Origin of the sequence: Bacillus sp. FJAT-29790, from assembly GCF_019039215.1 — a bacterium.
Classification (GTDB): Bacteria; Bacillota; Bacilli; order Bacillales; family Cytobacillaceae; genus Cytobacillus.
Map to the genome: position 1 here is coordinate 181,235 of NZ_JAHNZZ010000002.1, position 14,737 is coordinate 195,971.

Here is a 14,737-nt window from a genome sequence, read left to right on the forward strand (position 1 = left end):
AGACCCCATAGACGGAACGTCGAGGAGGCTCGACTTCCTCCCCGCGGAAAGCAAGTGCCTGCAGCGGAAAGGAATGGGTATTGTTTATTCGATAACAACAAACTTAACGAAAACAGCCTATATAAAAGTAAAGTCCATTCACAGAAAAAAAAGTTTATATCCGCCGAAAAAGAATATTGACAATTCCTTAAATTTTTTTTATTCTATATGTAACCGGTTACACATCATGAAAAAATAAAAATAAATACATTTTTTGATATAATTTTACTTTTATTGATCAATATGTAACCGATTACAGATATTAAATACAGGATGGCTAAAATCTCCCAATTATGTAACCGGTTACATGTAGGTAGGTGATTAAATTGTGAATGTCACAATAAAAGATGTAGCAAAGCTAGCTGGTGTTTCGGTTGCTACTGTTTCAAGAGTTATTAATAACAAAGGATATGTAAGTGCAGAAACAGTCCATAAGGTAAAAGATGTAATGAAACGATTAAAATATGAACCAAATCAAGTGGCAAGGGGGTTAACTGCAAAGAAAACCAAAACAATTGCCTTAATCGTTCCTGATATTTTAAATCCCTTCTTCCCAGTTTTAGCTAGGGGCGTAGAGGACGTTGCTACACTCCATGGATTCACACTAATATTATGTAATTCTGATGAATCTGGCATTAAAGAGAAATCATATATCGATGTACTTAGGAAAAAATATGTAGATGGCATCATATTCGCTTCCAATAATCTTAGTTTAGAAGATATCGAAGGGCTGGAAAAAGCTAATATCCCTTTAGTTGTTTTAGATAGGGCGCCTAATATGGAGACAAATTGTGTCATACGTGTTGATAATTACAGCGGAGCCATTCAAGCTGTACAGCATTTAATAGATGTAGGGTGCAAAAAAATTGCCCACATATATGGCCCTCTAGAATACAATACTGCGCGTGAAAGGTTAGCTGGATATGAAGATATTGTGAAAAATTCACCCTGGTTTACACCTACTTTGATGGTGCCTGGTGATTTTACAATAGATGGAGGAAAGAAAGCAACGGAAGAGCTTCTTCGGAATCATCCGGATATAGATGGGATTTTTTCAGGTAATGACATGATGGCAGTTGGTGTGTTGAAACAATTACACAGTAAAAACATTCAAGTCCCTGACCAAATTGCAGTGTGTGGCTTTGATGGGATAAATCTTACCGAAATTACACAGCCGGAACTCACAACTGTCGTTCAACCCATCTACCAGGCAGGCAAGCTAGCCGCAGAAAAGTTAATTACCAGAATAAATAAACAATTAATAGAAAATGAGATTATTAATTTAGAAGTTTCCCTAGTTGTAAGAGATTCAACAAGAAGGAAGGTCGAAGGGGAAAAATGATACCGAAAATTGCGATAATAGGAAGTCTGAATATGGACTTTGTTGTCCAAACAACAAGGCATCCAGTTGAAGGTGAGACACTCCTAGGAGAAAAGATAAGCTATTTCCCAGGAGGTAAGGGTGCAAACCAAGCTGTAGGTGCTTCTCGGCTTGGTGCTGATGTCAAAATGATAGGGAGTGTAGGAAACGATCTCTATGGAAATGAGTTAATTTCATCCCTAAAGTCGGATGGGGTTGATGTATCTTCTATCAAGGAGGTTGATTCGACCTCCACTGGAACAGCCATTATATTGTTAGCTAAAGGAGAAAATAGCATTATCGTTATTCAAGGTGCTAATGCAGAATGCTCGCCTAAAGATATTGATCATAACATTGAGATCATCAAGGAATCGGATATTGTCCTTATACAAATGGAAATTCCATTAGAGACAGTTTGCTATGCGGTACAGGTTGCAAAGCGGTTAAACAAGACCATTATCCTAAACCCTGCACCAGCGCAGCATCTTCCAAGTGAAATACTGAATTGTATTGACTATATTACTCCTAATGAAACGGAGCTAGCCATTCTTACAAAAGATAAAGCAGAAAGCGATGATCTAGAAAGCAAAATTGACACTTTGCTACTGGCGGGGGTCAAACATGTAATAACGACACTCGGTTCAAACGGAGTTGCTTATAAAGGAAATGGACAAAGTTTACAGAAAATTCAAGGTTACAACGTACCTGTTGTAGATACAACTGGAGCAGGCGATGCATTCAATGCAGGGTTTGCTTACTCAATCGGTCAGGGAAAATCAATAATCGATTCTATAGTATTTGCCAATAAAACAGCTGCATTAGCGATCGGAAAATCTGGCGCACAGTCAGGTATGCCTCTTCTAAAGGAAGTCTTGGAATTTTAATGGTAATAATATTCAGAATCAATAAACTATTAAAATATTAAACCTAAACTAGCTACAATTTTTTTAAAATATATATTAATAAATTTATAGGAGTGTTTATAAATGAAGGTACTTTTTGTTGGAGAATCTTGGGTTGTTCATATGGTTCACGTGAAGGGGTATGACAGTTTTACTTCAACCAAATATGAAGAGGGCGCTACACATTTACTTACTTGTTTAAGAAACGCGGAGATCGAAGTAGATTATATGCCTGCTCATGAGGTTCAAGTTCGTTTCCCTAAAAAATTGGAAGAACTTCAGCAATACGATGCAATTGTTCTAAGTGATATCGGTGCCAATACGTTCTTATTACAAAATTCGACGTTCTACCAAATGGAAATAATTCCAAACGCTTTAGAATTATTCAAGGAGTATGTTGAAAAGGGCGGCGGCTTATTAATGATTGGCGGCTATCTATCCTTCATGGGTATTGAAGCAAAAGCTAATTATAAAAATACGGTACTTGCGGATGTTCTTCCTATTGAAATGTTAGACACAGATGACCGTGTAGAAATGCCACAAGGAATTAAACCAGAAACTGTAAAGAGTCATGCTATTACTGAAGGAATGGAAAACTGGCCAAACTTCCTCGGTTATAACAAATTTAAACCGAAGGATGGTTCAGAGGTTCTAGTTAACATACAAGAAGATCCGCTTCTTGTGATAGGCCAATATGGTGAAGGAAAAACAGCATGCTTTGCAAGTGATTGCGCGCCACATTGGGGACCAAAAGAGTTTATGGACTGGGAGCATTACCAGCCATTGTGGGTTCGGATTTTAGAACACATCAAAAAATAATAGTAGCGGGTTGGTGATCAAAATGCGAATAGATGAAATCGTTCAGGCAAATAAAGACGAATATATTGATTTCTTGTCGCGATTAGTCCAAACAGATACTCAAGTCATCGGGCACGGAGTGCTAGGTGGAAAAGAGAAAGCTGGGCAAGAAATCATCAAGCATAAACTATTGAACCTTGGCTTTGAGATTGATGAATTTTTGGTGGATGATGAAAAAATCAAAAAATACCCCGGTGCCAATTTAGGTCATGAAAATCGCGACCGACCTAATATTGTAGGAACTTTAAAGGGAGCTGGCGGCGGAAAATCTTTAATCCTAAATGGTCATATCGACACAATGCCATTTGGTGATCGGGAAAAGTGGTCAGAAGACCCTTTTCTTGGACAAGTTCAAGGAGATGTCCTTTACGGGCTTGGTTCTACCGATATGAAAGCTTCTTTAGCCGCAATGATTTTAGCAGCACAAGTCATCAAAACCTCAGGGTATAGATTAAAAGGTGATTTAATCATCCAATCTGTCGTAGATGAAGAAGGTGGAGGAAATGGAACTCTTGCGTGTGTAGAACGTGGGTATACAGCTGATGCAGCTATTGTGGGAGAACCTACCCAATTACATTTACAGCCTGCACATATGGGGTTTTTATTTCATGAAATTATTGTTGATGGGCACAGCCTCCATTCTAGCCAGCTTTGGGAAGGTGTCAATGCCATTGATAAAGCGATTAAAATCTATCAGTCTCTAAAGGATTTGGAGCATAGATGGCTGATGACAGAAAAACACCCGCTTTTACCTGGCCCTACTATAAATTTGGGAGTGATTGAAGGAGGGATTGCTGGTTCAGTTGTACCAGGATCGTGCACGTTAAAAACATGCCTTCATTACCAGCCTAAGCAAAATGAATCATATGAACAAACGAGAGAGCGTGTGAACCAACAAGTTTTAGAGGCCATTGAAAGCGTTGTCAAGGGGGATGAATGGTTAAAGGAACATCCTCCTCTCGTAAATGTCTTTCAGGAAGGCTATCCTTTTGAGACACCAATTTCTCATCCGCTCGTCCAAGAGATGAAGACTATTATAGGGGACGTACTTCAGGAAGAGGCTGTAATTGAAGGAATGCCGGCAGGATGTGATGCTCGTATCCTTTCAGGATTCGGCAACATACCTACAATTATTGTTGGATGCGGTGATCCAAGGCAGTGTCATTGCATTGATGAATCAGTTCCAGTTTCTCAGTTCTTAAAGTTGATTGAAATTTATGTGAACTTCATTATTTCTTGGTGTGAAGTGGAGTCTGTAGATAATAAATAATGGCTGTACTAAGTATCCCTACTCCTCTGTGGATATAGCATTGGATACGCTTCAGTGTATAGCCGGCGACTTAACATAACGCAAGCATTTTTTAATAAAGGCGCTTTTCTTAAACTTTGTTGCTTTTGAATAAAAAAACTATGTTCTAAGACTATCTTTTTATTCATTAAATAAAAAATTTAACAAACCCTAAAAAACATTGGAGGAGAAATTTATGAAAAAAGTACTTTTACTGATCATTGCAGCAATGGTTGCCATATTGTCAGCTTGTGGATCGTCTGAAGGGAAAAATGCAGGATCTGACAAGAAGGACGATGGAAAGTTAACGATTGGGGTTACGACAGCTACGCTTCGTCACCAATTCTTTATTGATATTGACAATGGGATGAAAAAAGCAGCAGAAGAAGCAGGAGTAGAATTATTAGTAAATGACCCGAACCTAGATTTAGCGAAACAAGTGTCTTCGATTGAAGATTATATGCAAAAGGGAGTAGATGCTTTAGTCGTTCTAGCTGTAGATAATGCAGGTGTTGTTCCTGTAATTGAAGAGGCGAAGGATAAAGGGATTCCCATTATTACTGCAGACTCAGTTGTGGAAAGTGAAAGTGTAGACACTTTCATTGGAACAGAAAACTATGATGCTGGAAAGCAGTTAGGCGAGTATTTAAAGAAGGATATTGAAGCAAAAGGAAAAGACGTACAAGTCGCTGTTGTCACTCATGAACAATCTTTCGTACAAAAACAAAGATTAGAAGGATTGAAAGAAGTGCTCAAAGATATGAAAAACGTAAAGATATTGAACAGCCAGCCAGGTTATGACCGTCAAAAATCGATGGCTACAGTTGAAAATATTCTTCAAGCTAACCCGAATGTCGACTATATTTATGCTACTGCGGAGAACAGTGTATTAGGTGCATTAGCTGCTCTTGAATCAGCAAATAACAAGCATACAAAAATTGTTGGATTTGATGTGACAGAAGAGGCAGCTGAAGGAATCCGTGAAGATTATATTCTTGCAATGATCCAACAACAACCTTCTAAAATCGGTGAAGAATCTATTAAAGCAGCTCTTGAAGCAATCAAAGGCACGAAATTAGATAAAAACATTACTGTTCCAGTTATTCTAGTTGATAAAGAAAATGTTGATGAACATTTCAAAAAATAATCAGGGAGATCTTTCTCCCTGATTTTAACTCCAAACGAGAGGGGAGTTATTATTGAACTCACCAATAATTGAGTTGAAAAATATTACAAAAGAGTTTTCTGGTGTTAAAGCGCTGAAGGGTGTATCGCTAACCGTTCATCCAGGTAGTGTTCATGCACTTGTAGGTGAAAATGGCGCAGGAAAGTCTACCTTAATGAAAATATTAACAGGTGCTTACTCAAAAACGAGTGGAGAAATTTATTATAATGGTGACATCATTGAGAATATGGATCCGAAAGCATCAAAGAAAATTGGGATTCATTGTATCTATCAAGAATTAAATGTTGCAAATTACCTAACAGTTGCAGAAAACGTTTTTCTCGGCAGTCAGCCTGTAAACAGCATGGGGCTAATTGATTGGAAAAAAATGAATGAAAAGGCAAGAGGAATTTTCACATCGTTGCAAATTAATCTTGATCCTAAACATTTGGCAAAAGATATTAGTATCGCCCAAAAACAAATGATAGAAATTGCCCGTGCTATTTCTCAAGAAGCAAAAATATTAATAATGGATGAACCAACTTCTTCCTTATCTGAAAGAGAAACAGAGATTTTACTTTCTTTAGTGACAGAACTAAAGAACAAGGGTGTCAGCATTCTATATATATCTCATAGAATGGATGAGATTTTCAAGGTGTGTGATACTGTAACCGTTTTACGAGATGGCACGCATATTAAAACATTGTCAATGAGTGAAATCGAGAATGTTGATACACTTGTAGAATTAATGGTTAACCGTAAGATGGATGATTATTTTAATAAGGTTGAAGTTCCTATTGGTGCACCTATATTAAAAGTAGAAAACCTTTCTAAATCCGGGGTACTTAAAGATATTAATTTTGAGTTACGGCGTGGGGAAATTCTAGGGATTGCTGGACTGGTAGGATCAGGTAGGACAGAAATTGCCCAGGCACTATTCGGATTGTTAAAAAAAGATTCGGGTGAAGTTCTGATAGACAATGAGTTAACAACTATTAAAAATCCTAGTGACGCTATTAAGCTAGGTATCGGTTTCGTTACAGAAAACCGCAAAGAAACAGGGCTTGTACTTAAGCAGACAGTAAGAGATAACATATCTCTCCCAAATCTTAAAAAGTATACTAAAAGCCTTATTGTTAATAAAAAGGCAGAAAAAATAGAATCGGAAGACTATAAGAAGAAACTAAATATTAAGGCTAGATCAATAGAACAGACGATTTCTACTTTAAGTGGCGGAAATCAACAAAAAGCAATTATTTCCCGCTGGATGATTCAAGAACCGCGTATCCTTATCTTGGATGAGCCATGCCGTGGGGTAGATGTAGGAGCAAAAGCCGAAATCTTTGCGCAAATTAGCAAACTTGCTGAGCAAGGAGTTGGGATTATTATGATATCTTCTGAACTATCAGAGATCGTTGGGATGAGTGATCGTACAATAGTAATGAGAGAAGGCGCTATTGCGGGTGAGCTTAAAAAAGACATGATAACCTCTGATAATATTTTGAAATTAGCTTTTGGAGGTGGAATAGGTGCTTAAGAGTACTTCATCAAATGTGAACCTTAATGAAAATAACCAAATGACAAACTGGAAAAAAACACTTTTTGTCATTTTCGATAAAGGAAGTACAACAATAGGACTTGCTCTTCTCTTTATTATAATGTCCATTGTTACAACAGATTTTTTAACAGTTGACAACTTAATCAACGTTATGCGCCAATCTGCTGTGCTATGTATTATGGCTGTAGCCATGACCTTCATAATAATTACGGGAGGAATCGATTTAAGTGCAGGGTCCCAGCTGGCAGTCAGCGGTGTGGTAGTGAGCGGACTGATCGTTGCAGGTGTACCTATTCCCCTTGCAATTCTCATTACTGTAATGGTGGGTGCGATGATTGGCTTATTTATGGGAACGGTTATTTCTACACAAAATATCCCTCCGTTTATTGTAACTTTAGCTATGACCACCATTCTAAGTGGTATCGCTTTCGTGTATACAGCAGGTACGCCAATTGTTATTACTGATGCTGCTTTCCGTCAAATTGGCCGAGGGTATATCGGTCCGATTCCTACGGCAATTGTCATCATGGTTCTAGTTGCAATCATTGGCTATGTTTTATTATCGCACACCCGTTTTGGAAGATATGTTTATACAATAGGTGATAATGAAGAGGCTGCTAGATTATGCGGAATAAATGTAAAACGAGTTAAAACGGGCGTATATGCATTTGGTGGTGCAATTATGGCGATTGCAGGAATTGTACTTGCCTCTCGTCTTTCTTCAGGCTCACCGAATGCAGGAACAGGTTCTGAATTAGATGCAATTGCAGCTGTTGTTTTAGGAGGGACAAACCTTTTTGGCGGTGAAGGGAAAATTTCTGGAACGTTAATGGGTGTGGCGATTATCTCCATTCTGAATAACGGATTAAATTTATTAGATGTTTCTTCTTATAATCAATTAATGATTAAAGGTGTCGTTATTCTTTTAGCGGTGTGGTTAAATTCAATGAAAGCAAGAAGAAAGGCTTAGGTGAAAAAAATGAGCGGTGGAATATTTCCAGAAAAGAAACTTGTATTAGAAAATATATTTAATGTAAGCAAACCAATCATTGGTATGGTTCATTTAAAACCACTTCCAGGAGCTCCACATTATAAAGGTGAAAGCATTGATGAGATGATTGAATTTGCCTTGGAGGATGTTCGTCGATTGGAAGAAGGAGGGGTAGATGGGCTGCAAATAGAAAATGCATGGGATATCCCCTTCCCGAAGCCTGAAAATTTTAGTTTTGAAACAGTAGCAGCCATGACAGCAGTAGGAGTTGAAATTGCAAAAGCTTCAAAGCTGCCGCTTGGTGTAAATTGTTTGGCTAATGCCGTTATTCCAGCTATTGCGATTGCGAAAGCATGTAAAGCTAAGTGGGTAAGATCTAATCAATGGGTAAATGCGTATGTTGCGAATGAAGGGATCGTAGAGGGTGCCTCAGCAACGGCAATGAGATATAAGGCTAGTCTTTTCGGTGATGATATTAAAGTTATGGCTGATGTTCATGTAAAACATGGAAGCCATTCCATTGTGGCAGACCGCAGCTTAGCAGAGCAAACAAGGGATAATGAGTTTTTTGATGCAGATATTTTAATAGCTACAGGTAATAGAACTGGTGACGAAACATCATTAGATGAGTTGATTGGGATAAAGGAAAATGCTAGCTTGTCAGTAATTATTGGCAGCGGAATGACAGCGGAAAATGCGAAAAAAATCCTCTCTATAGCTGATGGAGCCATTGTAGGAAGTTCATTAAAAGAAAATGGAAATTGGTGGGAGAGAGTGGATATTGAGAGAGTAAAACAGTTTATGGACGAAGTTAATTCACTCCGGTAGAATAGGAAGTTTTTGACATGCGAAAAATCGCCGTACATGGATTTATTAATGCGGATTTAATTGGATTGGTCGATCAGTTTTCAGAGGTTGATCAGGAAGTTGAATTTAAAGATTTACAAATAACTCCAGGAGGATCAGCAGCGAATGTCGCTGTTGGTCTATCCCGTTTAGGGGAGGAAGTATATTTTTTGGGGGCCGTTGGTGAAGATGCTAACACCTCTTTTCTTTTAGAAAGTTTAGAGAAGGTTAGACTTGACTATGTCCAGAAAGTTACTGGAGTAGCTTCGGGAACGGCGATAGCATTGGTTGACAATATGGGTCTAAGAACGATGTATACTTATCCTGGAGCAAATTTAAAATATGACCCCAGTCAGATACCGGCATCATTTAGTGAAAATGTAGGATTTTTGCATTTGAGCAGCCCAAACCTAAATTTAGCTAAATCATTCCTTGAGTGGAAAGAAAAGAACAAAAATCTAAAGATTTCGTTAGATCCCAGTACATTATTGACTAAGAAAGGCTTGCTCTTTTTAGAACCATTGTTGTCCAAATCAGACATTTTGTTTTTGAATCGCTCTGAAATAAATGATTTATTTCCAGATCAAGAAATAGACAAAGCTATTCAATCCCTGCACGAATTTGGTATTGAGCAAATCTTTGTCAAATTAGGTAAAGATGGTGCGCTGTCAAGCTTTTCTTCAGAGGGAATGATCGAGCACCTTATGTTACCTTCTTTAAAAGTAGAAGCAATTGATTCTACTGGGTCCGGGGATGCTTTTGCTGTAGGTGTATTATATGGAATCATGCGAGGATGGTCACAAGAGTCAATTTTGCAGACTGGAATTAATTTGGGTGGGCAAGTAGTATCTCAAATAGGTGCTAGAAAAGGATTGCCTTTTTCTATCGAATAGGGGGAGTTTCAATGGGGATTCAGGATATTATAAAATATATTGATGAAGATGACGCCATATCATTTTTACAATCTTTAATTCAATTGAACACAATAAATCCACCTGGGATGGAAAAAGCGTTAGCTGATTTAATTAGACTCCGTTTACGAGATACCGATTTATTGATACATTCTGATGTTGTTGAAGAAGATAGAGTAAATTTAATTGTTTCAACTACTAGTGAAGAACAATTAAATAATACATCAAAAACACTTGTTTACAGTGGTCATTTTGACACTGTTCCTGTCGGCAATGTCGAATGGACTTTTCCGGTTTTTGAAGGAAAACAAGTAGAAAATCGAATATATGGACGCGGCTCCTCAGATATGAAAAGTGGAGTTGCAGCAATGATATTAGCGATTGAATGTATACAAAAAGCAGGCATAAAATTAAATGGAAATCTTCAATTCATTGGAACCGTTGGAGAAGAAGTAAATTGTCTTGGTGCCAAAGAAGTGGTTAAAAAAGGGCAAATTGATCAAGCTACGGCTATTGTTATTAGTGAACCTACTTCTAATGAGGTTGCTGTTGCACATAAAGGAGCACTTTGGCTTGAAATCTCTATTTATGGTAAAACAGCCCACGGTTCGATGCCATCACAAGGTATTAATGCAATATTGGCTATAAATCACTTTATTAATGAATTAAATAATTATCATATCAAATATGAGCGCCATGATATATTAGGGGATTCTACTTTAAATATCAGTATGATTAATGGGGGAGTAGGCCCTAATGTAGTGCCTGATCAGTGCAAAATGACAATTGATATTCGAACTGTCCCAGGACAAGACCATCAGGAAATTATCGAAGAAATAAATAAACTCTTACAAAAAGTTTCTGAGGCAAAGAACGTATCTTATGAAATTGACGTAATAAACGATATGGGGTCTGTATATACCCCGCCAGATCACCCGTTTATCCACTCAGCTATGGAAATAGCTCAATCATATTTGCAGGAGAATCCTTATCTAGGGGGAGTAAATTATTACACAGATGGATCTATATATAGGAAACATCTTCAAAATGTTCCGATTTTAATCTGTGGGCCCGGTGAGCCAACAGTGGCCCATCAGCCAGATGAATGGGTTGACGTACAAAAATATCTAGACTCCATTCGCTTCTATATTTCTCTTGCTATTAGTTATTTAAAGTAATGAAAAGAACGTAGAATTTGAATAAAATATATCCATAATATTGTTTAACAGCGCCTTTTATTTTAACACTAATATTCACGTTTAATAAAAGACACCTATTATACTATCGTGAAAAGGAATGTGGGGATTATTGAATATGAAGGTAGTCGTTATTACAGGTGCCGGTAGTGGGCTTGGTGCTTCTTTGGCTAAGAAATACTCCAAACTAGGTTACCATGTATGTTTACTTGGAAGAACTAGATCAAAACTTAATCTAACGGCTGAAACATTAACTCAGAGCTATTCGATTTACGAAGTGGACGTTACATCTAATAGCGATGTAGCAAAGGTAATACAATCTATTAAAGATGAAATAGGACCCATAGATATATTAATTAATAACGCAGGAATGGGTGTTTTTGGTTTAGCTGAAAACTTAAATGAAAACTCTGTTCATGCAATGATTGATATAAATTTAAAGGGAACTATATTTTGTACACAAGAAGTATTACCCGACATGAAAAAGCGAAATCAAGGATTCATTATTAATATTGTCTCAACTGCTGGAGTAGAAGGGAAAATTAACGAGACGGTTTATTGTGCAAGTAAATTTGGCGTAAGAGGATTCACTGAAAGTTTGGCACTTGAACTAAAGGAAACCTCTGTTGGGGTGTTTGGAGCTTATATGGGTGGTATGAAATCAGAATTTTGGGATGGCATATTTACTCAAGAACAAATCAAGGACTTTATGGATCCTGATGATGTAGCTGATATTATTATTGAGAACACTAAACTGAGAAAAAACCTTTTAGTTACGGAAGTTATTATTAAAAACAAAATCTAATTCTCTATTTATGATGTTGAGACCACCCCGCCTAGTTCATGAGGGCACTGGAAAAGCCCGTTTATAGTGAAAAAGAAGCTAATACCTACTACATATAGGTTCTTAGCTTCTTTTATATTCTGTAAATGGATAATAATCTTTAATAACTACATGTTAATGTTCGTTAATTGTATATATCCCACCAAGTAATTCAAATGCTGATTCGTTTTTATCGCTTGATAAGTTTACCTGAAATGGCTTTTCTCCCTGATTTTTAAGTGCCTCAGAAACTATACCGTCGCCAATGGGGCAACAGAATACGAAATTGCCGCCAGGAAGTTGGATCGTTTGACATCTTGCCTGAAGGTCTTCATTTATGAATTCTTTCCCGGCTTTTAAATCTAGCCAGTTGGACCATTTTTCTACTGTATTTTTCAAGTCTTTAACTGCGAAGTTTACATGAGAGAAAGTAGTTCCGGCTGGATGAGGCATAATCGCCTTTTTTTCAGTTAATTGATTTCTTCTATCCTCATCACTTTCATTCCATTGAATGATAAAAGGCAGTTCTAGCCCCTCATCTTCATCACCAATATATAGCAACTTCCACTCTATTACACTTCCATCCGGTCTTTTACGATTCATCGGAACAGGACCATTAACCGTCAAACCTTTTTTACGAAAGTAGTGCGCTGCTTCTTCAATATCGGTTGTACGAATGGCAACGCGTGAAAATCCTTCTTTATATCGATCTCGTACGACAGTTTCAAAAAAACTATTTTTAAGATGTTTTGTTCGTTCGAGTAAATCGCGATCATATGTACTTAGAAACTCAATATAACTTAAATCGAAATAACTAAGTGCATTGTATGTACCATAATTCAGGTGTTTTCCACCTTCAACGGCGTGTATTCCATTTTCTTTGAAGATTGCTATCGCCTTACTGGGTTCCTCAACAAAGTGAACGATGTGATCAAACGTAAAACGCATTTGTTTTCCTCCAATCTTTAAAAAAATAATAAAAGGCTTAACCAACAGTGGGGGAGGTAGACTTGGAAAGCAACGTCTGCACAAGCACCCCCACGTAAAAACTAACGCTTTTCCTTCTTTCGAATCTCTGCCAAGGCTTTCCTTGTCCTGTGCGTCAATTCTTCCCTGATGTAAGTTTCATTTTATCGATCGGTTTTCTTTTATTCTCAAAACATTAAAATACTGTGCTTTAGGGTGAGCAAAAACCATCGCTGAAACAGAAGCTTCAGGTTCTATCATACAGCCTTCAGTTAAATGAACGCTAATATCTTCTGGGCTAATTAACTGTGCATCACTGAAACTGGAAAAGTCAACCACTTAATATTAAGAATGAGAAAATATGTTTAAGAAACATAAAATGGCACACCTACCAATAGTCTAAAATACAACTAATAGATCGTTAACTAAATAAGGGTAAAACAAAAATGAGTATTGACAAAATTTTCTTAAAATTATAGGATTAAACCTATCGAAATTATAGGTATTTGAGAAATATAAGAAAAAAAGCGTTCTGGAAATGATCATAAAAAGGGAGATTTTCATATGAGTTTTATTCGTAATGAATTGGAAAGAAACAATCTTGAGAAACTTTCAAAAGCAGTATCAGACTTTTCATCCAGGGCAAACCAACTTGATGAAACGAGAGATTTTCCTTTTGAGAACATAAAGGAATTAAAAAAAATAGGCTACACAAAGCTTACTCTTCCCAAGGAATTTGGTGGGGGTGGGAAAGGATTATATGAATTTATTTTGTGTCAAGAGAAAATTGCGGAGCATTGTGGACCAACAGCATTGTCGATTGGTTGGCATGTCGGGAACGTATTACAAATGCAAGATGGGAAAAGAGGATGGAATATAGATGTCTTGCATGAAACTTTTGAAAAAATCAATAACGGAGCGCTTGTGAATCGCGCTGCTTCAGAACCTCAAACAGGCAGTCCTACACGTGGCGGAAAGCCAACAACAACTGCTGTAAAAACAAACGGAAAATGGGTTATTAATGGCAGAAAGAACTATACCTCCATGGCCCCGGTATTAGACTTGTTTATTGTTAGTGCATGGATCGTTGAAGAGAGTAAAGTAGGTTGGTTCTTAATCGATCGAGACACTCCAGGCTTATCAATTGAGAAAACCTGGGATGTTATGTCCATGCAAGGGACAGCAAGTGAAGATTTATTATTGGAAAATGTGAGCATTGACGAGAAGTATCTAGTTGAATATGCAAGTTCGGGTTTTGACACCAGTTCATTGCTTCACATACCAGCATGTTATTTGGGAATAGCTTCAGCAGCTCGGAATTATGCTGTTGATTTCGCAAAAAACCATTCCCCTAATAGCATTTCTGGGACGATAAGTGAACTGCCAAACGTGAGAAATAAAATTGGAGAAATGGAAATAGAACTCCTTCAAAGTCGTTACTTTCTTTATGGTGTAGCAGCTAAATGCGAAGCTCAGCCTGAACTTCAACAAGAGTTACAGCCACAACTAGCTGCTGTAAAAAAAGCTGTTACGAATTCAGCCATCTCAATTGTCGATCAATCAATGAGAGTGGTTGGTGCTGTTAGTTTACAAAGAAGCAATCCGCTACAAAGATATTATCGTGATGTAAGATCGGGGCTGCATAATCCCCCGATGGACGACGCAACGATAAATTTACTGGCACAATATGCAATTGAAAAATAAATAAGTGACTAGTAAACTTGAACAATAATTTCATTTAAAATTATTGTTCTTTTTTTACGTTAGGCTAAGTAAAAATTGTTTAATTTATACTGAATAATTTAGCGGTTTTAAGAACCTTCTTTTGTTCTCA

13 protein-coding genes and 1 pseudogene are annotated in these 14,737 nt (G+C 37.3%); 12 read left to right on the forward strand and 2 right to left on the reverse strand.

The annotated features are described in order from the left end of the window. The first annotated feature begins 367 nt into the window (after positions 1–367). The 11 genes from BGM26_RS15870 to BGM26_RS15920 all read left to right on the forward strand — a co-directional run bounded on the left by BGM26_RS15870 (position 368) and on the right by BGM26_RS15920 (position 11,919). On the forward strand, positions 368–1,381 hold the full coding sequence (locus BGM26_RS15870) for a LacI family DNA-binding transcriptional regulator (protein ID WP_217040948.1): 1,014 nt from the start codon (positions 368–370) through the stop codon (positions 1,379–1,381). After that, positions 1,378–2,283: a ribokinase gene (gene rbsK, locus BGM26_RS15875; protein ID WP_217040949.1), complete on the forward strand. Its 906-nt coding sequence runs from the start codon at positions 1,378–1,380 to the stop codon at positions 2,281–2,283. Before BGM26_RS15870 ends, rbsK begins: the two co-directional genes overlap by 4 nt. A 102-nt stretch (positions 2,284–2,385) precedes the next feature. Continuing rightward, the gene (locus BGM26_RS15880; protein ID WP_217040950.1) at positions 2,386–3,120 is read left to right on the forward strand and encodes a glutamine amidotransferase; all 735 of its coding nucleotides are present in this window, start codon (positions 2,386–2,388) and stop codon (positions 3,118–3,120) included. Positions 3,121–3,142: 22 nt separating this feature from the next. Continuing rightward, positions 3,143–4,429 carry a M20 family metallopeptidase gene (locus BGM26_RS15885; protein WP_217040951.1) on the forward strand — a complete coding sequence of 429 codons (1,287 nt, stop codon included), beginning with the start codon at positions 3,143–3,145 and terminating at the stop codon, positions 4,427–4,429. A gap of 214 nt (positions 4,430–4,643) precedes the next feature. Beyond that, positions 4,644–5,594, forward strand: coding sequence for a substrate-binding domain-containing protein (locus BGM26_RS15890; RefSeq protein WP_217040952.1), 951 nt, complete (start codon positions 4,644–4,646; stop codon positions 5,592–5,594). Between the two features lie 52 nt (positions 5,595–5,646). Beyond that, positions 5,647–7,149 carry a sugar ABC transporter ATP-binding protein gene (locus tag BGM26_RS15895; RefSeq protein ID WP_217040953.1) on the forward strand — a complete coding sequence of 501 codons (1,503 nt, stop codon included), beginning with the start codon at positions 5,647–5,649 and terminating at the stop codon, positions 7,147–7,149. Between the two features lie 40 nt (positions 7,150–7,189). Next, positions 7,190–8,140 carry an ABC transporter permease gene (locus BGM26_RS15900; protein ID WP_217041206.1) on the forward strand — a complete coding sequence of 317 codons (951 nt, stop codon included), beginning with the start codon at positions 7,190–7,192 and terminating at the stop codon, positions 8,138–8,140. 9 nt (positions 8,141–8,149) lie between these two features. Continuing rightward, positions 8,150–8,989 carry a BtpA/SgcQ family protein gene (locus BGM26_RS15905; protein ID WP_217040954.1) on the forward strand — a complete coding sequence of 280 codons (840 nt, stop codon included), beginning with the start codon at positions 8,150–8,152 and terminating at the stop codon, positions 8,987–8,989. Between the two features lie 17 nt (positions 8,990–9,006). Then, positions 9,007–9,900: a carbohydrate kinase family protein gene (locus BGM26_RS15910; protein ID WP_217040955.1), complete on the forward strand. Its 894-nt coding sequence runs from the start codon at positions 9,007–9,009 to the stop codon at positions 9,898–9,900. 11 nt (positions 9,901–9,911) lie between these two features. Beyond that, the gene (locus tag BGM26_RS15915; RefSeq protein ID WP_217040956.1) at positions 9,912–11,096 is read left to right on the forward strand and encodes a M20 family metallopeptidase; all 1,185 of its coding nucleotides are present in this window, start codon (positions 9,912–9,914) and stop codon (positions 11,094–11,096) included. A gap of 136 nt (positions 11,097–11,232) precedes the next feature. After that, positions 11,233–11,919, forward strand: a complete 687-nt coding sequence (locus BGM26_RS15920) for an SDR family oxidoreductase (RefSeq protein WP_254119610.1) — start codon at positions 11,233–11,235, stop codon at positions 11,917–11,919. Positions 11,920–12,072: 153 nt separating this feature from the next. Here BGM26_RS15920 and BGM26_RS15925 read toward each other — a convergent pair whose 3' ends face one another. Then, positions 12,073–12,885: a VOC family protein gene (locus BGM26_RS15925; RefSeq protein WP_217040958.1), complete on the reverse strand. Its 813-nt coding sequence runs from the start codon at positions 12,883–12,885 to the stop codon at positions 12,073–12,075. Positions 12,886–13,062: 177 nt separating this feature from the next. After that, positions 13,063–13,212 (reverse strand): annotated as a pseudogene (locus BGM26_RS21835) (vitamin B12 dependent-methionine synthase activation domain-containing protein); the annotation flags it as partial. Between the two features lie 255 nt (positions 13,213–13,467). Here BGM26_RS21835 and BGM26_RS15935 point away from each other — a divergent pair. Next, positions 13,468–14,607, forward strand: coding sequence for an acyl-CoA dehydrogenase family protein (locus BGM26_RS15935; RefSeq protein ID WP_217040960.1), 1,140 nt, complete (start codon positions 13,468–13,470; stop codon positions 14,605–14,607). The last annotated feature ends 130 nt before the right edge of the window (positions 14,608–14,737 follow it).